Raw genomic sequence first — 23568 nt, 5'->3', positions numbered from 1 at the left:
TGGGGTCTGACAGCATAATCTTGCTCCCGACGAGGGGCATTAACCTTGGTTAAGTTGGCCCCCTTCTCATCCAATGCGGACATGGCCGGCAAAGAGCCGATCTCTGCCCAGGTTCATCGGCAACCCCTTCTGGCTCAACCCTGATCGCGCGTTTTCAGCCGCCTGCGGATGCGGCTCAGGCTGATGGGGGTGATCCCCAGATAGGCGGCAATCTGGTGATCCGGGACCCTGGCATCCAGCGCGGGGAAGCTTCGCAGAAAATGCTGATAGCGCGCCTCTGGGCCCCCGGTCAGCAGCAACAGCTCTTTCTCCTCCTTGATGCGCAGTTGCACTTCAAGGAGATGGTGATACCAGGCGGGCCAGCAAGGGAGTCGGCGCAGATCCGCCAGCGGAAGAAGCTGCAGTCGGCAAGGCTCCAGCGCCTCCACGCTGTAGCGGGCGGGCTCACCACTGAGCAGGTGGTGGAAGTCGATAAACTCGTCCCCCTCCCAATAGAACTCCTTGATGTACTCGCGGCCATCCGCCAGCACCACCCTGGCCCGCAGCAACCCCTCCTCCACCCTGACCAGCAGCGCCGGACTGTCACCGGCATGCCAGAGGCAGGTGCGAGGGGGCAAGGTCAGGGAGCGGACAAAAGAGAGGAGGCGCTCGGCCTCCTGCTCATCTGCAACCCGTTCCCAGACAAAGGGGGGTCTGTCGGTCATCGTCTTGTCAGACGCGGCGCTGGCGCACGGCTTCGAACAGGCAGACACCGCTCGCCACCGAGACGTTGAGGCTGGATACCGCCCCCGCCATCGGGATGCTCACCAGCTCGTCGCAGTGCTCGCGGGTCAGGCGGCGCATCCCCTTGCCTTCGGCCCCCATCACCAGCGCCATGGGGCCGGTGAGTTTGGCCTGATAGAGATCGTGATCCGCCTCGCCGGCGGTGCCGACGATCCAGACGCCGCGCTCCTGCAGCTCGCGCAGGCTGCGGGCCAGGTTGGTGACCTGGATGAGCGGCACCACTTCGGCGGCGCCACAGGCGACCTTGCGCACCACGGACGTGAGGCCTGTGGCCTTGTCCCGCGGCACGATCACCGCATGCACCCCGGCCGCATCGGCACTGCGCAGACAGGCGCCGAGATTGTGCGGATCGGTCACCCCGTCCAGTACCAGCAGGAAGGGCGCTGTCTCTTGCGCCGCCAGACCGTCCAGCAGGCTGGCCAGGTCGTGCTCGGCCAGCTTGGGCGCTTCAATCACCTTGGCCATGATGCCCTGATGATTGTTGCCTTCCGCCTTGTCATCCAGCGTCTTGCGGTTCACGCTCTGCACCCTGATGCCGAGTGACTCCAGCTCGGCCAGCAGGGGATGCAGCCGCTCGTCATCGCGGCCCTTGAGAGCCCACACCTCGATGAAGCGCTCGGGGGTGCGCTCCAGCAGCGCGGAGACGGCGTGAATGCCGTAGATCAGTTCAGTACTCATTTAGTGCTCTTGGCCTTGTCGCGAGCCTTTTTGCTCGGTCGTCTGTTGCTGGGCTTGGCACGGCCACCCTTGTCGGATTTGCCGCTCTCCTTGCCCTCTTTGCGTTTCTCGTGGCGCTGGGCGCTCTTGGCCTTCTCTTTCTTGATCTCGGCCTGCTTGCGCGCCATCTCCTTGGCGTTCTTGCCGGTGGCCTTGAGGGGCTCTTCCACCATCACGAAGTCGATCTTGCGATCGTCCAGGTTCACGCCCATCACCTTGACCCGCACCTTGTCACCCAGACGATAGCGGCGGCGGAAGTTCTCGCCGATCAGCTGCTGGTGCAGGGGGTCGAACTGGTAGTAGTCGTTGGTGAGGGTGCTGACGTGCACCAGACCGTCGATGTGGATCTCCGCCAGACGCACGAAGAAGCCAAAACCGGTGACGCTGGCGATGACGCCGTCAAACTCGTCACCCACGTGATCCAGCATGTACTCGCACTTGAGCCAGTCTGCCACGTCGCGGGTGGCGTCATCGGCACGGCGCTCCGTCATGGAGCAGTGTTCGCCCATCGGGTCCACTTCTTCCAGCTGGTAGTGGTAGCCACCGCTCGGGGTCCACTTGTGGCGCAGGTTGCCCTGCTGCTCCTTGGCGGTCTGATACTTGATCGCCCGGTGCAGGATGAGATCCGGGTAGCGACGGATCGGCGAGGTGAAGTGGGCATAGGACTTCAGGGCCAGACCGAAGTGACCGATGTTGTCAGCCTGATAGATGGCCTGACGCATGGAGCGCAGCAGCATGGTGGAGAGCAGCTCCGCATCGGGGCGCCCTTCAAATTTGGCAGCCAGCTCGGCAAAGTCCTTCGGCTCGGGCTCCAGGCCCCCCTTGAGCTCCAGACCCAGTTCGGCCAGGAAGTCACGGAAACCGGTGAGACGCTCCTCGCCCGGGCGGTCGTGCACCCGGAACAGGGCGGCGGCCTCGTTCTTCTCGATGTAGCGGGCGGCCGCCACGTTCGCCTGGATCATGCACTCTTCGATGATCTTGTGGGCGTCATTGCGCACCAGCGGTACGATACGGTCGATCTTGCGCTGGGCGTTGAAGATGAAGCGGGTCTCCTCGCTTTCGAACTCCACCGCACCGCGTTGATGGCGAGCATGCTTGAGCGCCTTGTAGAGGTTGCTCAGCTCCTCGATGTGGCCCACCAGCGGATCATACTGCTGACGCAGCTTGGGATCCCCGTCCAGGATCGCCGCTACCTTGGTGTAGGTCAGGCGAGCGTGGGAGTTCATTACCGCTTCGTAGAACTTGTAGCCGGACATGCGGCCGGCGGCGGAGATGGTCATCTCGCACACCATGCAGAGCCGGTCGACCTGCGGGTTCAGGGAACACAGACCGTTGGAGAGCACCTCCGGCAGCATGGGCACCACGAACTCGGGGAAATAGACCGAGTTGCCGCGCTGATAGGCTTCGGTGTCGAGGGCCGTGCCCGGTTTCACATAAGCCGAAACGTCCGCGATGGCGACCCACAGGCGCCAGCCACCACCGCGCTTGGCTTCACAGAAGACGGCGTCATCAAAGTCGCGGGCGTCTTCCCCGTCGATGGTCACCAGCGGCAGGGCGCGCAGGTCGATGCGACCCTCTTTAGCCTTCTCAGGCACCTGCTCACCGAGACCGGCGACCTCCTTGGTCACCTCTTCCGGCCAAGTGTGCGGAATGCCGTGGGTACGCAGGGCGATCTCGATCTCCATGCCGGGAGCCATGTTCTCACCCAGGACTTCCAAGACGGTACCGACCGCATTGAAGCGGGCAGTGGCGCGCTGGTTGATGCGCACGACTACGACCTGGCTCTGGCGAGCCCCCTTGTTCTCCCCTTCCGGGATGATGATGTCCTGGCCGATGCGGCTGTCATCGGGTACCACGAAACCGACGCCGTTCTCGACGAAGTAACGACCGACGATGTCCGCCTCGCGGGATTTGAGCAGGCGCACCAGACGCGCTTCCTGACGACCCTTGCGATCGATCTCGGTCGGCTGCACCAGGGCATAGTCGCCATGCATCAGACGCTGCATCTCGCGGTTGTTCAGGAAGAGATCCGCTCCACCACCCTCGGGGCGCAGAAAACCGAATCCATCTTTGTGGCCAAGCACATAGCCTTTGACCAGATTCAGGCGATCCGGCAGGGCGTAACATTGGTTGCGGGTGAACACGAGCTGCCCGTCGCGCTCCATGGCGCGCAGACGACGTCGCAAGGCTTCCAACGGCTCTTCATCGGTCAGCTTGAGGACCTTGGCCAGCTCTTCCCGGGACATGGGTTTCTCATGGCCCTTGATGAGCTCCAGCAGCATCTCGCGACTGGCGATGGGGTTTTCGTATTTTTCGGCCTCGCGTTGGAGGAAAGGATCTTTTTGAGACATAAGCAGGCCTTAGGGTAGGTAATAACGCAGACATTATATCGGAGGGGGGAGCTAATGGCATCCATCGACTGCCTTTTGGCCATTCTCTCTGTCATACTGGACACAGTTTGCAGGTATGTGAGACTCGGAACTCATGAGCAAGGACTCGTTCGCCCAATCTGCCGCCTATTTGAAACAGGCGGTTCCCCTGATGATCAAGTATCAAATTCCCACCACGCCGAACAACTATCACCTTTGGTACAGCTATGTCTCCGGCGACATGCCCGAACTCAACCATGCCGTCGATCAGGCGATAAAACAGCAGGGAACCTTCTCCCTGACCACCTGTGAGCGTCTCTACCACCAGCACCTTGCAGCCCAGGACGAGCAGCAGATGGAGGCGATGAAACTCAACCTGGCGGCCATGGCCAGCGAGCTGAGTCACTCGATGCAGGATGCCATCTCCGATACCGGGCTGTTTCAGGAGATGCTCGACAAGAGTTTCGACAAGCTGAGCAAGATAGACGACGAGGGACTCAGCCTGGAAGACACCATGGGGATCCTGCGGGATCTCGTGCGCGAGTCGCGTGACGTACGCATGTCCACCCTCCACTTTCGCAACCAGCTCAGCAGCGCCGAGAAAGAGATAAAGGAGCTGAAACAGGCCCTGAACGAGACGAGGAAGCTGGCCACCGAGGACCCGCTCACGTCTCTGCTCAATCGACGCGCCTTCGATCTCGAGATGGACAGCCTCATTCGCAGCAAGCAGCCCTTCTCCCTGATCCTGACCGATATCGATCGCTTCAAGAACTTCAACGACGAATACGGACATCTGCTGGGGGACCAGGTGCTGCGCATCGTCGGCAAGCGGCTGCGAGAGGCCAGCAAGGAGGGCATAACCGCCTATCGCCTGGGGGGTGAGGAGTTTGCCCTATTGGTGCCAAACCGCGCCCTGGCGCTGACCCGCCAGATGGCCGAGAGCCTGCGTCGCGTCATCGAGCGGATGTCGATTCTGGATCGCAAATCCGGGCGACGCATCGATCACATCACCGCCTCGTTCGGCGTGGGGGAATACACCCCTCAGGAGACGGCAGACACCCTGATCGAGCGTACCGACAAGCTGCTCTACAAGGCCAAGGAGCTGGGACGCAATCGGGTGATGCCACTGCCCTCCTGATCCCACCAGATGCAAAAAGGCCGGTCATTGACCGGCCTTTTTCATGCTTCCCTTCTCGGGATCAGAGGCTTTTCAGCTTCTCTTCTGGCAGGGCCAACTCGTCATTGTGGTTGACACCAATACCGCGCTCCAGCACATGGCGGGCGATGGCATGGGCCTCTTCCAGCGAGTGCATGCTGTAAGTACCGCACTGGTATTCGTTCAGCTCGGGGATCTTGCTCTGCTCCTGCACGGTCAGCACGTCGCTCATGGCGGCCTGCCAGGCAGCGCCAACACGGGCTTCATCCGGCGCACCGATCAGGCTCATGTAGAAGCCGGTGCGGCAACCCATGGGAGAGATGTCGATGATCTCCACCCCATTCCCATTGAGATGGTCACGCATGAAGCCAGCAAACAGATGCTCCAGAGTATGGATGCCGCGCTCGGAGAGGATCTCCTCGTTCGGCACGCAGAAACGCAGGTCGAACACGGTGATGGTGTCCTTGTTCGGGGTCTGCATGGTCTTCGCCACCCGCACTGCCGGGGCGGCCATGCGGGTATGGTCGACGGTAAAACTGTCCAATAACGGCATTTCTGACTCCTGATTTGGTTACCAGAACCAGCCCCCGCTGGAGAGCTGATCCTTGCATTGTCGATACTGGGCACCGTAGCGCTGGGCACGGGCCTCCACCTTGCGGGAGACCTTCATCAGCCATCCCTTGCTGCGGTAACTGCCACGTCGGTAGCCCCCCCAGCCTTCGTGATAATTGAGATACTGGCCATAGGCATCCCACTTGGACGTGCCGTTGAGCCGCTGTGCCTTGTGAGTGTACCAGCCCATGAAATCGATGGCGTCGGCAAAGTCGTCGCGATCGCTCCAGCTGTTGCCGGTTTCCCGCTGGTAGTCGGCCCAGGTTTCGTCTTTCACCTGGGCATAGCCGTAGGCTGAACTGGCCCGCCCGGTGGGGATGAAGAGGAAATACTGCATCGGCGGCTGGGCATCATGCACGAAGGAGGACTCCTGGTACATCATGGCCATCACTACCTGGACAGGTGTCCCCCACTTCTCGTTCATCTTGAGCGCCGCCTCGTGCCACTCGGGTTTCTCCCGAAAGATCTGGCACAGGTTTTCCGGCTGGGCCGGCGGCCGGGTACTGCACGCGGTGAGCGCCATCAGGCACGCCGCCACGACCCCGATACGGTAAAACGACATCAGAGCGACAGACTCTTGCTGTTCATCACAGGGCACATCCACCACATCAGATCGCGTCTTCGTTCTCTTCACCAGTACGAATACGAATGACGCGCTCCACCTCGCAGACGAAGATCTTGCCATCACCGATCTTGCCGGTACGCGCTGTGTTCTGGATGGCTTCCAGGCAGGCATCGAGATCCTCGTCCTGCACCACCAGCTCCACCTTGACCTTGGGCAGGAAGTCGACCATGTACTCGGCACCGCGATAGAGCTCGGTATGCCCCTTCTGGCGGCCGAACCCCTTGACCTCGGACACTGTCATGCCGTTGATGCCGATCTCGGCCAGGGCCTCGCGCACATCGTCCAGCTTGAACGGTTTGATGATGGCTTCAATCTTCTTCATGGTGACTCCTTACCAGTTCTGTTTGCCGAACCCGGATGTGATGGGATAGCGGCGGTCCTTACCAAAGTTGCGAGCCGTGATGCGGGGGCCGACGGCGGCCTGACGGCGCTTGTATTCGTTGAGATCCACCAGGCGGATCACCTTGCGTACCACCGCCTCTTCGAAACCTTCCGCCACCATGTCGGCGACAGACGCATCCTCTTCCACGTAGCGCTTGAGGATGGCATCCAGAATGTCATAGGGGGGCAGGCTGTCCTGGTCCACCTGATCCGGTGCCAGCTCGGCCGACGGGGGACGATCGATGACCCGCTGCGGGATCACGTACTCCACGCTGTTGCGATATTCGCACAGCTTGAAGACCAGGGTCTTGGGGACATCCTTGAGCACATCAAAGCCACCCGCCATGTCGCCATACAGCGTGGCATATCCGACGGCCATCTCGCTCTTGTTGCCAGTGGTCAGCACGATACGGCGGCGCTTGTTGGACAGCGCCATCAAGAGCACGCCGCGGCAGCGGGCCTGCAGGTTCTCTTCGGTGGTGTCGCGGGCAGTCCCTTCAAACAGAGGCGCCAGCTGGGTCATGAAGCCTTCGAACATGGGTTCGATGGAGATGATGTTGAACTCCACCCCCATTCGCTCGGCCTGCTCCTTGGCATCCTCCACGCTCATCTGGGCGGTGTAGCGGAACGGCATCATCACCGCCTGCACCTTGTCCGCCCCGATGGCGTCGGCCGCAATCGCCAGGGTCAGCGCCGAGTCGATGCCGCCGGAGAGGCCCAGCACGGCGCCCTGAAAACCGTTCTTGGTGACATAGTCGCGCACCGCCAGCACCAGGGCCTGATAGGTCTCGGCCAACGGCGCCAGCGGCGCAGCGGGTTCCCGCTCCTTCACCGGCTGACCATCGGCAAAGCGCACCAGCGCCAGCTCTTCGGCAAACGGAGCCAGCTTGTGGGTCAGCTCGCCCTGGCTGTTGAACACTTTAGAGCAGCCGTCGAAGATCAGCTCGTCCTGGCCGCATACCTGGTTGAGGTAGATGAGCGGCAGGCCGGTCTGATCGCAGCGTTCCGCCATCAGCTCGCGGCGGATCCAGGGTTTTTCCTGATCATAAGGAGAGGCATTGATGGTGAGCAGCAGCTCGGCCCCCGCCGCCTTGGCGGCCAGCGCCGGACCCGGCTGCCAGAGATCTTCGCAGATGAGCAAACCCAGCTGATGGCCACGGAACGGCACCACACAGGTATCGGTCGCCGCAGTGAAGTAGCGCTTCTCGTCGAACACCCCGTAGTTGGGCAAGTCCTGTTTGAAATAACGTGCCCGCAGTTGACCGCGCTCATAAAGAGACGCCGTATTGTAAAGCGCCCCCTCTTCGCGCCAGGGATGACCCACCAGAATGGCACATTGTCCCTGCCATGCCGCGATGCGGGACAGCGCGGCCTCGACCCGGATCATCAGGTCGGCGCGCAACAGCAGATCCTCAGGCGGGTATCCTGTCAGGGCCAGCTCGGAGCAAACCAGCAGATCGGCCCCTTGCTGATCGGCCTGGGCTGCTGCCGCCAGTACCTTGTCACAGTTATCTTCGATGGCGCCTACCGTCAGATTTAACTGGGCAAGCATCAGAGAGAGGGCTTTTGCCATGGCGATGCATCTTGAATTCGAAAATGATGGGGAATGATAAAGAAAAGGCGCTGGCTGTGCCAGCTCAACACTTGGGCTTTGCGCTGGTGTTCTGGCTGTCTGGAGATAAGATGTAACTAATCGAGGGAGATATTGCCATGATCAAGGACGAGAAAGGATTCACCCTGCTGGAACTGATGATCGCCGTCAGTCTGGGGGTCATCTTGCTTGGTATTGGTGCACCGGCCATGTCGAGCCTGCTCAATGAGAATGCCTTGAAATTTGAATCTCGCACACTCTTGAAATATCTGCGTTTTGCTCGTAGCCAAGCCATCGACAACCAGCAATCTGTCACTGTGTGCCTTGCCAATGCCAGTGACAATTGTGTCACCGCCAATCCGACCCAATTCCTTGTGTTCGTCGACGATAATGGCAATGACGTTTTCAATAACGGTGAGCAGATCCTGGCAAGAAGTCCTCAGCTATCTGACTCACTGACCGCTGCAAACAATCGGACGTCCACTACCTTCAGCCCTGATGGCACCAGCCTGGGTACCAATGCCACCATCACGCTGTGTCGCTCAGGAAATGCCCAGATAAATCTGGTCATCTCTCCTTCCGGCCGCACCACCCAATCTACCCAGGCAAATATCTGCCTCTGAATGAAGTCCTTCGCTATCGCAGTTGACGGGTATCCTGTTGCTGACCCTCTTTTGACTGGAAATTTTCCTCCGCAGTGCGGCATTCCAGGATTTTCTTCACAGGCTGTACCGCACCATCCACCTCGTATCCTCTTTGTGTGAATTTATCCTGCACCGCCTTTGGCGTGTTGTCTGCCACAGTGCCGTGCAGGACAACCTTCTGGCCGTTAACCAGCTCGACATAACATTTTATGTCATCTGCCAAGACGGACCCGGATAACAAGAGGCACAAACCCAACACCCCGCTGCGTGTTTTCATTGTGCCTCTCCTTCGTAGAGGTAAATTTTCTTGGGCGACATATCCATCTCAGCCTCCTCTGCCCCCTGGTTGCACTCTCCCGCTCCGGTACAACGCTCAGGCTCACCATCCCCTTCATCTTTCAGGATGACCTCTTCCCCGACACCGCCTCCAATAATGCGGATCTTGGCATCATCTCCTGCATGCACCACCAAATCGTCGGCAACCTTGTTCTGTACTTCGACATAACGCTCAGGTGTCTGGTTGCCTTCAAGATCAACCACATAACGGAAGGAACTGCCATAATGCATGTCTACCATGTATTGGCGTGCAGCCCCGATGGATTGAATGGTGCATTGCTGGAACGACTGCACTTGCGGCAGGAACGAGGTGAAGTAAAGCTTGCCCTGAAGTACGACCCCGGCCCCCATGGATTTCTCACCCGGTTCGTTCAACCAATTGACCCACCCTTTGGCTGTGGTAATTCCCGCCTTGGTCGCCAATATTCCATCCGTGTTTGTCTGGGCAGACAAAGGATCAGAGGTCACATCATAAAGGTCAGTAATCAAAATGGGGCTTCTCGCCTGCGCATTGGCGGCACGCGGCACGACATCATAATCACGCAACATGAAATAACCATTGCGGACGGTCGCTTCCGATGAGGGGCGATTGCGATCTCCACTCCCAATCAGCACTGCATCAAAGGGACGATCCTGATAGGAATAGACCACATTCCCTCCCACAACGGTGCGGGTGACCTGCTTGTTGATGGTACGCACCACAATAGGCTGGGTGAAGAAACGGCGATCATCGGCTTGAGTGACATCCGACCCCAGGCTGGCAAATTTGAAGACGCTCCAGTCAGATTTGTTGATGCTTGGGAGATCCATGCGCCAGATATTGCCCCCCGTATCACCCACATAGATGCGATCGACTTTGCCATCACCATCGCTGTCAAGCGTAGCTACCGACCCGGGCATACTGTCGGTCATCCCCGTGACCCTGAGGTTGCTGGTTGAAGTCGCAGCAGGGGTCGCACTGAATATCAGCGCCCCTGTATCGGCATTGACGATGTAGATACCTCTGCCCATGCTGTCACTGGTTCCCAGTCCCAGCACGCTCTTGTTCACGTCATAACCGCCAGCAAAGATGAGCACGGGATCACTGACTCCCGGCACAAACGCGACTTCCGGCACCGACCAGGTCAGCCCCAGCTCACCAAAACCAGTCGTCAGACTGTTCAGACGCCACTTCAGTGTCGGCGTATCCGGGCTGGAAACGTTGAATGCATAATAGGCTTTGCCGCCGCTCCTCAAGCCGGTAAATACCCAGACAAAATCGCTCTCCGAGGATTTCAGCACCCCGTTGCGATTGGCATCTTTGATAAGGGCCACCGGAGAAGAGTCAACACCGTAGATATGTTCGGCTGATTCCGCATTGAGACGCAGCGCCTTCTGATTGGCCATGAACTCATAAGGTATCGCCGCCCAGCTTTCGTCTATGGTGCTCCCCATGTCCTTGAACATATGCAGGAAACCGGCATTGGTCCCAAACAGAATACGCAAGTCCGGTGCATCTGTCGGGTTACCGGATTGCGGGCCATAGTTCAGCACCAGGGGACGTGAGTGCAGGGGGTCACCCATGATATGGGCGCGGATCAGGGTTGATGTATCAAAGTCCTCATCGTCGACATCCAACCCCTTGGTCCAGTTGATCAGGGAATCGAGTTCAGTCGTCGTAACTGCCTGCATGAAGGTCATGAGCGCGGCTTCACTGCCAGCCTGCGTTACCAGATTGGCCTTGGTCAGCTGATCGAGGCGGTTCTGGGCATTGTTGATGACATAGAGACTGCGATTGCTTTTCCCCGCCAACATCTCTTGCGCCCCACCTTCGGCCACCTTGTTGCCATCACGGCCGGATGACCAGAACGTCTGGGCACTGTCGATGATGGTGCCATCAAACTTGATAGCAGGCAGTCCCCGGCTGTCAGCCACATAACCGTCAGGAGAAAAGATCAGTTTTTTCAGATTGCCCCGCCATCTGGGACCATCATCCGGCTCAAACATGGCGTAATAGATGTTGTTGAGACTGCGAGTCCGGTCAAAGTTGTTGCTGGCAATAGCGGGGGACACCAGCGAGGTATTGATCCGCAGGATCGCCAGCAGCGACGCCTTCAACGCATCACTCAGGGCAGAGGCGTTGGTTGCCGGATAATAAACGCCGCCACCACGACGGGCGGTTTCAGCAAGCAAATTACCGGCCCCGCTGATCGCCTCGTCACCAAACCCGACGGTAAAGGTCGTGACTGTCTGGGTACCAGGAGAAACGGCATTCACATCCTTGTGTTTCATATAGCCCGCCAATGCGGCCAGATAACTGCTGGACCTGTTCCCCGAACCATAAGAAACGGTAGTGCCATAAGCTGCTTTTTCATCGCTGGACAATGTATTTATCAATCCCTGGACAAAGGTATTGGCATCCCCGTCCTGAGTCGGCTCCCCATCGGTGATGTATATGACGTAACCGTTGTTTGAGCAGTTGTCATAGGGGGCTTGATAGGTACCTGTCGGGCTTTCGGCGGTCGTGTCTCTCGTGCCTCCTTGCAAGCCATAAACAACGCTTCGTCCCCCGAAGAAGCGATACGCCTCACTCAACGTCTCGCATAATGGAGTGTTGGTACTGGCTGTCAGGGCTTCGACCCGATCCAACAGATCCTGCTCTCCCGTCTTGCCATTTGCCAGTGTGACCTCACTGCCTAATATGTCTCTGACAATACGTCCGCCATTATTATCAGTGTCATCATTTCTATTAAATACTGCTAGGCCAAAGTCCACCCCAGGCGTGGATGAAATCAGGCCTTTCACCGCATCCTTGGCAATACGAAGTCTAGACTCCACTGAGTATCCTGTTGGACCATAATACCAACGTATATAGTTGGCAGAATAAATGGTCACAGCCGTATTACTGGCATTGACGGCATTATTTTTGTTTGCCGTATAAAACCACTCGCCGTTTCTAGTACTGTCTTTATCTACTGGATAACCAGCCCCGACCGTCCAGCTGCCACTGTAGGGATTAGCCGGGTTACTTGATGTAATATCCTGCTTGCAATCTACCAGATTGATATCGTTCTCTTGATCACCACTGAGCGAATTCCATTCCCCACGACCACGATTTGGTGGGCTACCATTCGTAACTTCATAGCTCCACATTTGCGACTGAAAATAGCCAATGTTCGACAATGATGCTTTTGAAGTCGCACAGGCATTTAGCCTATCAGAAAATCGCCTGCTGGTGTTGATCGCAGGAACGCTTCCATCTGTTGAAAAATAGATATAATTTTTGCTATTACTGGAATCCGGATCATTACTCAGAGCGGGATATACCGTGGCAGGATTATAGGCCTCTTTGATCTGCTCCATGGTATCTCTCATACTGCCGGAGTTATCAAATATCAGCAGCACTTTAGGTCTGAAATCACCGGCCTTATTAAAGTCGTATATAAAAAGCTCGGTGTCATCGGCTCGTGTTGACGTCATGCCAAAAACAAGACTGCACCAGCATAAAATTGAACCGAATCGTTGTAACCACATATCCTTCGCTCCTATTTTGTGAGCAGTGGCTGTTCCACACCCGCAGTCCAGGTCAGCGGGCGAGAATATTTTCCATAATTGACACCGGCCTGTAGCTCGACATATTTGCATACAGGAATCACATTGCTGCTGCTGGCATCCACCTTGCGTTTGCAGACAGTTTCCGTGCGATTCGTGAGGGCCACACTGGCTGAATTATTGCTGCTATTGACACTGATGGCAGCACTCGCCCCCAGCGCAGACCCCATGCCTGCAATCACCGTCGATATGTTATTGCTCTGTACCGCTGCTTCGATGATGCCTTCCAGTCTGTGTTCTGCCTGCCTGAAATTGGCCGCAGAGCCTGCCATCTTGAGATCCTGCCCGGAGGACTGCATCACCACCACGGCGATCAGCGTCAGAGGTACCAGGATGATCAGAGCGACGATCAGGGCAACGCCGTGCTGAGACCTCATGAACCACCTCCAGTCATGACCACCGGGTTGCGCAGCGACACGCTGCTCTCCAGCAGCAAACGACGAAATCCATCCCCATTGCCTGATACGCTGGTACTGCCTACCTGATAGATGTTGTTGTTCACATAGCTGCTGGATGCTTGCGACGACCGCACCAGAATAAAGACACGGGCAGCAACGACACGCCCTTCGCTCCATTCCTGCTCGGTCACGTTTGTAGATGCGACATAGCGATCAATGACCCCATCGGCAACAGGAGTGTCGTCAACACCAAACAGCACCGTCATGCGCTCAATCCCTTCCGCCATGGGGCCTCCGATCAGAACCGAGCCCCCATTGGCAGTCAGGTAACGCTTTCTCAGCTCCGGGTTGCCTGCGGCATTGGGAGCGAGATAATAGATAAAGTGCTGGTATTCCCAGAGCTGACGAGCCGGCATATTTGTCAACGTGGGCACTGTTTCTCCCCCTTTGAACATCAATGCCGCTTGCGTCGTAGTAGCAAGATAGAAGCGATTGCCAGTAGCTGCTGCATCGGCCAGGGGCTGCCCAATCAATCGCTTGATGCTGATGACATCCGTATTGGCAACACGTGACGTCACGGGAATACAGGCAAAAGCCCCCCCGTTAATCGCCCTGTTGTTGTCCACCCGAGCGACCCAGACACCCCGATTTGTTCCCACGCTGGGCGGCAAGCTGCCACGCCCCAAATTGTCCAGACAATCGTTCACCGAAAGCACCTCAGACCCGCTGCTGAGAGTCACGCCTTGCCCCGTTGCCATGGGGGAACCGGTGTAGTCCCCCCAAAAGCCCGCCCATTTCAGGTCCTGGGTCACCAGGCGCATCGCGATACGCCCGTTCTCCTGCAACTCGCTCTGATCGAAAGCATCCTCCGTTGTGGCACGGGAAGCCACGAAGATGCTCAAGCCGCCACCGACCAGAAATACGCCGATCAACATGGCAATCAGCCATTCAATCAGGGTGAAGCCACGGGCATTCATAGTGTGGTCGTCAGTACGAACTGACGCCTCTGTCTGTCTGCCGCATTGCCCAGCCCACAACTGTTGCGCACCGCGGCCACTGCACCGGCACCATCGGACAAAGACTCCCGCCCCTGCCAGAAGATCCCTATGGTCAAACTGTTGTTGGCGCCACGAATCACGCAGCCGACCGGAGATTGCAGAGGTGACGCGGCACCGGATACCGCGGTTCCCAGCAGGGACTGCTGCCAGTAGAAGAGGTCCAGTGCCTGCCGCTCTGTCCTGCTGCAATCCGACATGGTGCCATTGTTGTTGGCACAGCTCGGCATATCCAGGATCGCGTTGCCGGATACCACTGTCGTTCCCTGACCAGCCCAGCTGTCTTTGTTGATCCTGGCGCGTTCCACCAGATCATTGGCCAGCCAGTTGGCGATGGTGCGCTGACGCGCTTCGTAGCTGGAAAACTTGGCGGTGACCTGCATGGCAACCAATCCCAGCAAGCCGAAGGAGAGCACCACGGCCGCAATCATCACCTCCAGCAGGCTGAATCCCCTCGTGTGTCGATGGTGCAGTGGTTTCATCGCCTAGTCCCAGCAAGCATTGTTGACGGTATCCCCGAGCCGGGTGGCACTCCGGGTGCCATCCTGGTCGATGGAGAAAATGATGCAGTCGCTGTCTGACCCCTGCGCACCAGAGGCCGTGGCAAACAGGATGTATGTATTGACCCCGGCTGAGATGACCAGGTGATAGAAGCCGGATTCAGAGTTCTCCGGGATATTCAAATCGGCTGCGGATGAGGTATACCGATTGAAGTCCATAAAATAGGTTTCTTGTCTGTTGGCGGCGTCCAACAGCATTTTTTTGGCATCAATTCGGTGGCTGGACAGCAGGTAACGCTGATAGGAGGGATAGGCAATAGTGCCAAGAATCGCCACGATTGCGACGACAATCATCAATTCAATGAGAGAAAAGCCTCGATAGAACCCAATCATAACCCATCCTTGGTGACTGGCGGTTCATATAGTCTAATGCCGGATAGGTCGCAACGACAAATCCGGCATCAGGAACATAACTCTTTATTCTCAGGCCATCCTGGCCACATTCAAATAATTCTAAGCTCGGGCGGCACTTCAAACACCACATTCTCTTCCCGGCCAGGATGCTCGGTCACTATCTTGCCTCCCAGCTCGCGCAGACGGGCAATGACATTCTGAACAAGCACATCGGGGGCTGACGCACCCGCCGTGACACCGATACGGGCAACCCCGTCCAGCCATTGCGGCTCAATCATGGAGGCATCGTCGATGAGGTAGGCCTTGGCACCCACCTTCTCGGCCAGCTCCCGCAGACGGTTGGAGTTGGAAGAGTTGCGCGACCCCACCACCAGCATGGCGTCCACCAGCCCGGCCATCTCCCGCACCGCATCCTGGCGGTTCTGGGTGGCATAGCAGATGTCATCCTTGCGCGGCCCCTGGATCTTGGGGAAGTGCGCACGCAACGCATCGATGACATCCGAGGTCTCGTCCACGCTCAGGGTGGTCTGGGTGACGAAACAGAGATCGTCCGGGTTCTTCACTTTGAGTTTGGCCACATCTTCCGGCGTCTCCACCAGATACATGCCCCCCTCACTGTTCTCGTACTGTCCCATGGTGCCGATCACCTCGGGGTGGCCGGCATGGCCGATGAGCACGGCTTCGGAGCCCTTGCGACTGGCGCGATGGACCTCCATGTGCACCTTGGTCACCAGCGGACAGGTGGCATCGAACACCTTGAGGGCGCGGGATTTGGCCATCTCGCGCACAACCTTGGCGACACCGTGAGCGGAGAAGATGACGATGCTGTCATCCGGCACCTCGTCCAGCTCTTCGACGAAAACGGCGCCCGCCTCCTTGAGCTTGTTCACCACGTAGCGGTTGTGCACCACCTCATGACGGACATAGATCGGGGCACCGAACTTCTCCAGCGCGCTCTCGACAATGCTGATGGCCCGGTCGACACCGGCACAGAAGCCACGGGGGTTAGCCAGCAGAATATCCATCAGTTCACCTTCTCCTCGTCATCAACCCCCAGGATCTCCACCTCGAAGGTGACAGTGTGACCGGCCAGGGGGTGGTTGAAATCGACCGTGACCGACATCCCTTCCACCGCCCGGATGATTCCGGGCAGTTCGCTGCCGTTGGGCTGGTCGAACAGAATGATGGTACCCACCTTGGGCTCAACTTCGTTACCGAACTTGGCGCGATCGAGATGGTAGATGTTGTCGGGATTGGAGAGGCCGAACGCCTCTTCCGGCGCCAGGGTAAAGCTCTTGCTCTCCCCTTCGCGCAGCCCCAGCAGGCATTGCTCGAAGCTCGGCGTCAGGCTGCCGTCTCCCATCCGCAGGCGGGCAGGCTTGCCGTGCAGCGCCGTGCTGTCGGCCACCGAGCCATCTTCCAGTTTGATAGAGAAATGGAACAGCACACTGCTGTCCGCAGCAATCAGCTGGCTCATGAGATCGCGTCCTGTTTTTTCTCGCCACGGAAGCCGTCCAGCACGATCATGGCGGCACCGATGAAGATGAAGCTGTCGGCCAGATTGAACGCCGGCCAGTGGGCGCGCTGCCAGTAAAAGTCGAGGAAGTCGACCACATGGCCCAGCACCAGCCGGTCAAACACGTTGCCGAGCGCCCCGCCGATGATCAGGCTGTAGGCGATACCGCTCCAGCGCTGGGTGACCGACTGCTTGCGCAGCCAGTGGATCAGCAGGCCGCAGATGGCGAACGCCAGCACGGCGAAGAACCAGCGCTGCCAGCCCCCCTGATCTGCCAGGAAGCTGAAAGCAGCGCCCTTGTTGTAGACGTGGACCAGGTTGAAGAAGGGGGTGATCTCCACCCCCGGGTAGCCAAATGGCAGCAGTTTGACCACGGCGAGCTTGCTCGTCTGGTCCAGTACGAAGGCCAGCACCGCCAGCCACAGCCAACGCAGGCCGCTTTTATGTTGAGTCATGTTCATCAGGCAAATTGACGCGTTTCGCCGTCACCCTCGACGTTGGTGACGCAGCGGCCACAGATCTCTTCGTGACCCGCGATGGTACCCACGTCCTCTACATGGTGCCAGCAGCGGTCGCACTTGGCGGCGGCAGACTGGGCAACGCAGAGCCACAGGTCATCGCGCTCGGTCGCCACTGCCTCTGCCGGTGCAGCATCGACGCTGACCACCCTGGCCTTGGAGGTGAGCAGCACAAAGCGCAGCTCATCGGCCAATGCGTTCAGACGCGCGGCCAGCTCAGGCTTGGCGAACAGGGTCACTTCGGCCTGCAGAGAACCGCCGATGCGCTTCTCGCCACGGGCCACTTCCAGCGCCTTGTTCACTTCACCGCGCACGGTGAGGATCTCGGCCCAGAACTCGTCGTTCAGCACTTCGCCCTCTTCCAGCCCGAACAGGCCGTCGTACCACTCCTCGGTGAACACGAACTCGCCGCGCTCGCCCGGCAGCAGGGCCCAGATCTCGTCGGCAGTGAAGCTCATGATGGGCGCCATCCAACGCACCATGGCTTCGGCGATGTGATAGAGGGCGGTCTGGCAGGAGCGACGGGCCAGGCTGTCGGCCTTGGCTGTGTACTGACGATCCTTGATGACGTCCAGATAGAAGGAACCCATCTCGATGGAGCAGAACTGCATCAGCTTCTGGGTCACGCCGTGGAAGTTGTACTCATCGAACGCGGCCACGATCTCGGCCTGTACCGCTTTGGCACGGCCCACTGCCCAGCGATCCACCACCACCATGTCGGCAGGCGACACCATGTCGGTCGCCGGATTGAAACCGTTCAGGTTGGCCAGCAGGAAACGGGCAGTGTTGCGGATACGACGATAGGCGTCGGCGGAGCGCTTGAGGATCTCGTCAGAGACGGTCATCTCACCGGTGTAGTCAGTGCTCGCTACCCACAGACGCAGGATGTCGGCACCCAGCTTGTTCATTACATCTTGCGGGCTAACCACGTTGCCGATGGACTTGGACATCTTGCGGCCCTGACCATCCACGGTGAAGCCATGAGTCAGCACCTGGTTGTATGGAGCCTTGTCTTTCATCGCCACGCCGATCATGAGCGATGACATGAACCAGCCACGGTGCTGGTCAGAGCCTTCCAGATACATGTCGGCCGGCTTGCCGTTGAACTCGGGACGGGCGTCGACCACGGAGGCGTGGGTAGAACCGGAGTCAAACCAGACGTCCAGGGTGTCGGGCACCTTCTCATAGTTGTCGGCATCGGCGCCCAGCAGCTCGGCCTTGTCCAGATCCCACCAAGCCTGGATGCCGGACTGCTCGACCCGCTTGGCCACCTCTTCCATCAGGCGCACGGAATCCGGGTGCAGCGCCTGGGTATCCTTGTGAACGAACAGGGAGATGGGCACGCCCCAGGTACGCTGACGGGAGATACACCAGTCGGGACGGTTCTCGACCATCGCCTGAATGCGATTCTTGCCCCAGGCCGGGACCCAGCCGCTCTGGCCGTGTTCGGCAATGCCCTGAGTCTCGATACGCTCGATCTCTTCCAGAGCCCGCTTGCGCAGACCCTTCTGCTCCATGCTGATGAACCACTGGGGGGTGGCACGGAAGATGATCGGGGTCTTGTGACGCCAGCAATGCGGGTAGGAGTGGTTGAATACCTTGTGATGCAGCAGGGCGCCGCGCTCGGTCAGCACCTCGACCACGGCCGCATTGGCCTTGAACACGTGCTGGCCGGCAAACAGTTCGGTATCCGGCAGATATACGCCGTTGCTGCCAACCGGGTTGGCCACTTCCAGACCGTACTTCTGACCGACCACGAAGTCTTCCTGACCGTGGCCAGGGGCGGTGTGCACCGCGCCGGTACCGGCGTCCAGAGTGACGTGGTCACCCAGCACCACAGGCACGTCGAAGCTGTAGAAGGGGTGGTTGAAGCGCAGCAGCTCGAGTGCGGCACCCTTGGCGTAGCCCAGGTTGTGGAAGTGCTCGATGCCGGCGCGATCCATCACATCCTTCACCAGCTCGGCGGCCAGGATCAGACGCTCGGGATTGTCGCCCTCAACCTGCACCAGTGCGTAGTCGAGATCGGCATGCATGGCGATGGCGCGGTTGGCCGGCAGGGTCCACGGGGTGGTCGTCCAGATCACGGCAGAGAGCGCGCCCTTGCCGGTGTGGTCTTCGGCGCAATCAAACTTGGCGGCAACGGCAGCCTCGTCGACGGCCTTGAAGCGCACGTCGATGGAGGGGGAGTTCTTGTCGTAGTACTCCACTTCTGCTTCAGCCAGCGCGGAGCCGCAATCGGTACACCAGTGCACCGGCTTGGAGCCTTTGTGCAGGTGGCCGTTTTCAACGATCTTGGCCATGGAGCGGATGATGTTGGCTTCGGTGCCAAAATCCATGGTCAGGTAGGGGTGTTCCCAGTCACCCAGCACGCCCAGACGGATGAAGTCGGTCTTCTGCGCTTCGATCTGGGTTTTGGCGTATTTGCGGCACTCGGCGCGGAACTCGGCGGCGGAAACCTTCTCGCCCGGCTTGCCGACCATGCCTTCCACTTTCAGCTCGATGGGCAGACCGTGGCAATCCCAGCCCGGTACATAGGGGGAATCGAAGCCAGAGAGGCCTTTGGACTTGATGATGATGTCTTTGAGGATCTTGTTGACCGAGTGACCGATGTGAATGCTGCCGTTCGCATAGGGGGGGCCATCGTGCAGAATGAAAGAAGGCTTGCCCGCTTTGGCGCGGCGAATGGCGCCGTAAAGATCCTGATCGTACCAACGTTTCAACATGTTGGGTTCGCGTTTGGCCAGATCGCCACGCATCGGAAACTCGGTTTCCGGCAGATTCAGGGTGTGTTTATAGTCGCTCATCAGTCCTGGGTTCCCTTCTTTTCTAAAAGAGTGCTGGGTAAATGAAATTGTGGCAGCCCGAACCAGGCTCGGGCCGCCAGGGCATCTCGTTCGATCTGCTCTTTCAAGGCGGTGAAAGAGTCAAATTTCTGCTCTTCGCGCAGCTTGTGGCGAAGCAGCACCTTGACCTGCTGACCATATAGATCACCAGAAAAATCAAATAGATGTACTTCCAATCTGGCTTGTGTACCGCTCAAGGTCGGACGTACACCCACATTGGCGACACCGGGGAAAGTCTTGCCGGAACATATCACTTCCACCGCAAACACGCCACCGACCGGGACAACCTGGCGTTTGAGGGCCAGATTCGCGGTGGGAAAACCTATGGTGCGCCCCAGCTTGTCGCCATGGGCCACCCGGCCGCTGATGGCATAGGGGCGACCGAGCATCAACTCCACCTCCGCCATGCGGCCCGCTTTCAGGGCCTCGCGCACCAGCGTACTGCTGACCCGCTGGCGGGAAAGCTGGAAACTCTGGGTGCTGATCACCTCGAACCCGAAGCGCCGACCGGCCTCCTCCAGCAGGTGGAAGTCCCCTTCCCGCCCCTTGCCGAAGCGAAAATCGTCGCCGACCACCAGATAGTGCACACCGAGTTTCTCCACCAGCAGTTGCTCGATGAAGGTGCTGGCCGCCTGCTCGGCAAAACGATGGGTGAAACGCACGCAGAGCATGCGATCGATCTGCATTCCCTTGAGGGCTTCGTACTTCTCCCGCCAACGGCTGAGGCGGGCGGGCGCGGCACTGCCCGCAAACAGCTCCAGCGGCTGGGGTTCGAACAACATGACGCAGGCGGGCAGGCCAAGTTGGGCGGCCTTCTCCTGCAAACGGGCCAACACCGCGTGGTGCCCCTGATGAACCCCATCGAAGTTGCCTATGGTCAGTACACAGCCCCGGTGACGGGGCTTGATATTGTGAATGCCGCGAATAAGCTCCATCAGTGCCTTGTGCGTTGCTGCCATGGAAATCGGCGGATTATATATCAGGCAGCAGGCAGGGTCAGCCCTGCCGTTGAGCCGATTTAGCCATCCCGCCCACTTCTAGGACTCGGCCAGGAGCATCGCACCTCGTTGGCGGGCCAACTCGACAGCCCCTGAGACCGCTCCCCCATCTCCCCTGTACTGTCCCCCTCCCTTGCAGCTGGCTCCTTATTGCTGATCGGCTCTCAGGTGCCGTGGCCGGATCCCCAATGCCAAGAGGACAATGCCATACAGTGCTCCGCCCAGGCAGAGCAGCAGGGTCAACTCCAGGCTGGCCTTGCCCATGCTCCAGGCGCCCCACTGGGCGAGATCCGGTGACAAATAGGCCAGAAGCCCCCCCATCAAGACCGTTGCCGCCAAGAGCTTGAGGCAGAACAGCCCGGTGTTGCGGGAAGGGCGATAGACATCCTGCTGATAGAGCCCCTTGAACAGCAGTGCGGCGTTCAGGGTGCCGGAACAGGCGGTGGCGAGAGCCAGCCCCACGTAGCCGAGCGGATAGATGAAGATGAGGTTGCACACCATGTTGGCAACCATGGCCATGATGCCGATACGCACCGGCGTCCTGGTGTCCTGACGGGCGTAATAACCGGGGGCCAGCACCTTGATGAGCATCAAGGAGAGCAGCCCCGTAGTGGAGGCCAGCAGGCTGGCACTGGACATGCTCACCTCGTGCAGACCGAACTCACCGCGCATGAAAAGTACCCGCAGTATGGGCTCGCGCAGTACGGCGATTCCGACCATGGCTGGCAAGCCGAGCAGCATCACCATGCGCACCCCCCAATCCATGGTGCGAGAGAAATCAGCCGGATCCGCATCCACGTGTTTCCTGGCCAGGGCAGGCAGGATCACCGTGCTGATGGCCACCGCAAAGAGGCCGAGGGGAAACTCCAGCAACCTGTCAGAGTAGTAGAGATAGCTGATGGCACCGGTAGCCAGGAACGACGCCAGCATGGTGTTGATCAGCAGGTTGATCTGGCTGACCGAGACGCCGAACAGGGCCGGGATCATCAGGGTACGGATCTTCACCACCCCGGGATGGTGCCAACCCCACTTGGGCCAGACCAGCATGTTGAGCTGGCGCAGAAAAGGATACTGGAACAAAAACTGGACCAGACCGCCGAGGAAGACACCGATCGCCAGGGAGATTTCGGGGCGCTCCATCAAGGGCGCGATCCACCAGGCCGCCGCAATCATGGTGATGTTGAGGAATACCGGCGTGAAGGAGGACACGGCAAAACGGCCAAAGGTATTGAGAATGGCCCCCGCCATGGCGGTGAAGGTGATGAACCAGAGGTAGGGGAAGGTGATCTTGAGCATCAGACTGGCCAGCTCGAACTTCTCCGCCGCCGGTCCGCCATGCAGCCAGTCCCAGAACCAGCCCCAGCCAAAGAGGGCCGTCAGGACACCGGAACCCAGCACCCCGAGCAAGGTGACCACGGTGACGATACCACCCAGGGTGCCCGCCACCGCCGCCAGCAACTCGCGAACCGCCTGCTCGTCACCGTTTTTCTTGTACTCCGTCATCACGGGCACGAAGGCCTGGTTGAATGCCCCTTCGGCAAAGAGACGGCGCAAGAAGTTGGGAATGCGATTGGCGAAGAAGAAGACGTCTGCGGCCACCCCGGCACCGAGCAAATTGGCGATGACCACATCGCGCACCAAGCCCATCACACGGGATGCTAGCGTCATTCCGGACACTATCATGCCGGATTTGATCAATTTCTTACTCAAGACGAGGCCTCTGGAACTGTCGGAAAGAAAAGAATGCTGTTAGAATCGGCCGACAGTTTAACCGTCTCCCATCTGACACACCACCGGGGGGCGGTGTTTATTTGCACAAATCATTTGACAATATGTGGTTGGGAAGGCATATTTCCGGGCCTTTTCAATACACTCGCTAAGACAGTTTTAGGAGTTTTACCTTGGCTAACATCAAATCTGCTAAGAAGCGTGCTCTTCAGTCAGAGAAACGTCGTCAGCACAACGCCAGCCGTCGTTCCATGACCCGTACCTACCTGAAGAAAGTGATCGCTGCCATCGCCTCTGGTGACAAGGCTGCTGCCACTGCCGCTTTCGCTGTTGCTCAGCCGATCATGGATCGTATGGCGACCAAAGGCCTGATCCACAAGAACAAAGCTGCTCGTCACAAGAGCCGCCTGTCTGCCCAGATCAAAGCCATGGCTTAATCAGCATCCGCTGATGAAAGCTGAAAAAACCGGCCTAGTGCCGGTTTTTTATTTGGGGTCGCTACAGTACAGTCTGTGCAACAGTCCGATCATCTCACGCACTTCATGGCTGCGCAGGGAATAATAGACCGTCTGGGCTTCCTTCCTCGTCGCCACTAGCTCATCCCGGCGCAACACCGCCAGATGCTGCGACATGGCTGACTGGCTCAATCCCAATACCTCGTTCAGCTCGCCGACCGACAGCTCCCTATCCAGCAACTGGCACAAGATAAACAGCCGCCGTTCATTGGCCAATGCCTTGAGCAGGGTGACGGCACGCCCGGCATTCGCTTCCATTTCTTCCAATTGCATCTCAC

23 protein-coding genes are annotated in these 23568 nt (G+C 58.7%); 3 read left to right on the top strand and 20 right to left on the bottom strand.

What is annotated here, in order from left to right:
- Window positions 1-134: 134 nt before the first annotated feature.
- The 3 genes from I6L48_RS06965 to rnr are packed head-to-tail and all read right to left on the bottom strand — an operon-like array spanning window position 135 to window position 3851.
- Entirely contained in the window at window positions 135-704 is a 570-nt protein-coding gene (locus I6L48_RS06965; RefSeq protein ID WP_042014880.1) for a Crp/Fnr family transcriptional regulator, read from the bottom strand.
- A 7-nt stretch (window positions 705-711) separates the two neighbouring features.
- A complete protein-coding gene (gene rlmB, locus I6L48_RS06960) occupies window positions 712-1461 on the bottom strand; it encodes a 23S rRNA (guanosine(2251)-2'-O)-methyltransferase RlmB (RefSeq protein ID WP_041214488.1) in 750 nt (249 codons plus the stop codon).
- Window positions 1458-3851: a ribonuclease R gene (rnr, locus tag I6L48_RS06955; RefSeq protein ID WP_113069611.1), complete on the bottom strand. Its 2394-nt coding sequence runs from the start codon at window positions 3849-3851 to the stop codon at window positions 1458-1460. Before rnr ends, rlmB begins: the two co-directional genes overlap by 4 nt.
- 133 nt (window positions 3852-3984) lie before the next feature.
- On the opposite strand from rnr, the gene I6L48_RS06950 reads away from it, so the two are divergent.
- Window positions 3985-5007 (top strand): GGDEF domain-containing protein, encoded by a 1023-nt coding sequence (locus I6L48_RS06950; RefSeq protein ID WP_216987886.1) that lies wholly within the window; start codon window positions 3985-3987, stop codon window positions 5005-5007.
- Between the two features lie 61 nt (window positions 5008-5068).
- Here I6L48_RS06950 and luxS read toward each other — a convergent pair whose 3' ends face one another.
- The 4 genes from luxS to I6L48_RS06930 are packed head-to-tail and all read right to left on the bottom strand — an operon-like array spanning window position 5069 to window position 8216.
- Window positions 5069-5578: an S-ribosylhomocysteine lyase gene (gene luxS / locus I6L48_RS06945; protein WP_043153085.1), complete on the bottom strand. Its 510-nt coding sequence runs from the start codon at window positions 5576-5578 to the stop codon at window positions 5069-5071.
- Between the two features lie 18 nt (window positions 5579-5596).
- Complete coding sequence (locus tag I6L48_RS06940; protein WP_041210965.1) at window positions 5597-6199, bottom strand: transglycosylase SLT domain-containing protein; 603 nt, start codon at window positions 6197-6199, stop codon at window positions 5597-5599.
- A 46-nt stretch (window positions 6200-6245) separates the two neighbouring features.
- Window positions 6246-6584, bottom strand: coding sequence for a nitrogen regulatory protein P-II (gene glnB, locus I6L48_RS06935; protein ID WP_005308848.1), 339 nt, complete (start codon window positions 6582-6584; stop codon window positions 6246-6248).
- Between the two features lie 9 nt (window positions 6585-6593).
- On the bottom strand, window positions 6594-8216 hold the full coding sequence (locus tag I6L48_RS06930; protein WP_041214485.1) for an NAD+ synthase: 1623 nt from the start codon (window positions 8214-8216) through the stop codon (window positions 6594-6596).
- Window positions 8217-8353: 137 nt separating this feature from the next.
- Between I6L48_RS06930 and I6L48_RS06925 the strand changes: the two genes are divergently transcribed.
- On the top strand, window positions 8354-8857 hold the full coding sequence (locus tag I6L48_RS06925; RefSeq protein WP_041214484.1) for a GspH/FimT family pseudopilin: 504 nt from the start codon (window positions 8354-8356) through the stop codon (window positions 8855-8857).
- A 13-nt stretch (window positions 8858-8870) separates the two neighbouring features.
- On the opposite strand, the gene I6L48_RS06920 is transcribed toward I6L48_RS06925, so the two are convergent.
- From I6L48_RS06920 to murJ, 12 genes are all read right to left on the bottom strand, one after another.
- Window positions 8871-9155, bottom strand: coding sequence for a TapY2 family type IVa secretion system protein (locus tag I6L48_RS06920; protein WP_113069609.1), 285 nt, complete (start codon window positions 9153-9155; stop codon window positions 8871-8873).
- Complete coding sequence (locus I6L48_RS06915) at window positions 9152-12673, bottom strand: pilus assembly protein (RefSeq protein ID WP_254203244.1); 3522 nt, start codon at window positions 12671-12673, stop codon at window positions 9152-9154. The genes I6L48_RS06920 and I6L48_RS06915 overlap by 4 nt, the downstream gene beginning before the upstream one ends.
- Before the next feature lie 65 nt (window positions 12674-12738).
- Window positions 12739-13182, bottom strand: coding sequence for a type IVa pilus pseudopilin TppD (gene tppD, locus I6L48_RS06910; protein ID WP_049636457.1), 444 nt, complete (start codon window positions 13180-13182; stop codon window positions 12739-12741).
- Complete coding sequence (locus tag I6L48_RS06905; RefSeq protein ID WP_113069608.1) at window positions 13179-14180, bottom strand: PilW family protein; 1002 nt, start codon at window positions 14178-14180, stop codon at window positions 13179-13181. Before I6L48_RS06905 ends, tppD begins: the two co-directional genes overlap by 4 nt.
- Window positions 14177-14740, bottom strand: a complete 564-nt coding sequence (gene pilV / locus I6L48_RS06900; RefSeq protein ID WP_029313786.1) for a type IV pilus modification protein PilV — start codon at window positions 14738-14740, stop codon at window positions 14177-14179. Before pilV ends, I6L48_RS06905 begins: the two co-directional genes overlap by 4 nt.
- 3 nt (window positions 14741-14743) lie before the next feature.
- Window positions 14744-15151, bottom strand: a complete 408-nt coding sequence (gene tppA, locus I6L48_RS06895; protein ID WP_041210959.1) for a type IVa pilus pseudopilin TppA — start codon at window positions 15149-15151, stop codon at window positions 14744-14746.
- Window positions 15152-15261: 110 nt separating this feature from the next.
- On the bottom strand, window positions 15262-16197 hold the full coding sequence (ispH, locus tag I6L48_RS06890) for a 4-hydroxy-3-methylbut-2-enyl diphosphate reductase (RefSeq protein ID WP_039039990.1): 936 nt from the start codon (window positions 16195-16197) through the stop codon (window positions 15262-15264).
- Entirely contained in the window at window positions 16197-16649 is a 453-nt protein-coding gene (gene fkpB, locus I6L48_RS06885) for an FKBP-type peptidyl-prolyl cis-trans isomerase (protein WP_102949169.1), read from the bottom strand. Before fkpB ends, ispH begins: the two co-directional genes overlap by 1 nt.
- Window positions 16646-17149 carry a signal peptidase II gene (lspA, locus tag I6L48_RS06880; protein WP_216987885.1) on the bottom strand — a complete coding sequence of 168 codons (504 nt, stop codon included), beginning with the start codon at window positions 17147-17149 and terminating at the stop codon, window positions 16646-16648. Before lspA ends, fkpB begins: the two co-directional genes overlap by 4 nt.
- Window positions 17149-20010: an isoleucine--tRNA ligase gene (ileS, locus tag I6L48_RS06875; protein ID WP_216987884.1), complete on the bottom strand. Its 2862-nt coding sequence runs from the start codon at window positions 20008-20010 to the stop codon at window positions 17149-17151. The genes lspA and ileS overlap by 1 nt, the downstream gene beginning before the upstream one ends.
- A complete protein-coding gene (gene ribF, locus I6L48_RS06870; protein WP_010673098.1) occupies window positions 20010-20984 on the bottom strand; it encodes a bifunctional riboflavin kinase/FAD synthetase in 975 nt (324 codons plus the stop codon). The genes ileS and ribF overlap by 1 nt, the downstream gene beginning before the upstream one ends.
- A 210-nt stretch (window positions 20985-21194) precedes the next feature.
- A complete protein-coding gene (gene murJ / locus I6L48_RS06865) occupies window positions 21195-22757 on the bottom strand; it encodes a murein biosynthesis integral membrane protein MurJ (RefSeq protein ID WP_104451887.1) in 1563 nt (520 codons plus the stop codon).
- Between the two features lie 191 nt (window positions 22758-22948).
- On the opposite strand from murJ, the gene rpsT reads away from it, so the two are divergent.
- Window positions 22949-23212: a 30S ribosomal protein S20 gene (gene rpsT, locus I6L48_RS06860; protein ID WP_005308808.1), complete on the top strand. Its 264-nt coding sequence runs from the start codon at window positions 22949-22951 to the stop codon at window positions 23210-23212.
- 48 nt (window positions 23213-23260) lie between these two features.
- Here the strand turns inward: rpsT and I6L48_RS06855 are convergent, their stop codons facing one another.
- On the bottom strand, window positions 23261-23563 hold the full coding sequence (locus I6L48_RS06855) for a metalloregulator ArsR/SmtB family transcription factor (RefSeq protein ID WP_029313781.1): 303 nt from the start codon (window positions 23561-23563) through the stop codon (window positions 23261-23263).
- Between the last annotated feature and the right edge of the window lie 5 nt (window positions 23564-23568).

The organism is Aeromonas sp. FDAARGOS 1418, assembly GCF_019048585.1.
In the GTDB taxonomy this organism is placed as follows: Bacteria; Pseudomonadota; Gammaproteobacteria; order Enterobacterales; family Aeromonadaceae; genus Aeromonas; species Aeromonas caviae.
Note: the sequence above shows the minus strand (reverse complement) of the source record. Positions and strands in the feature narration are given on the sequence as shown.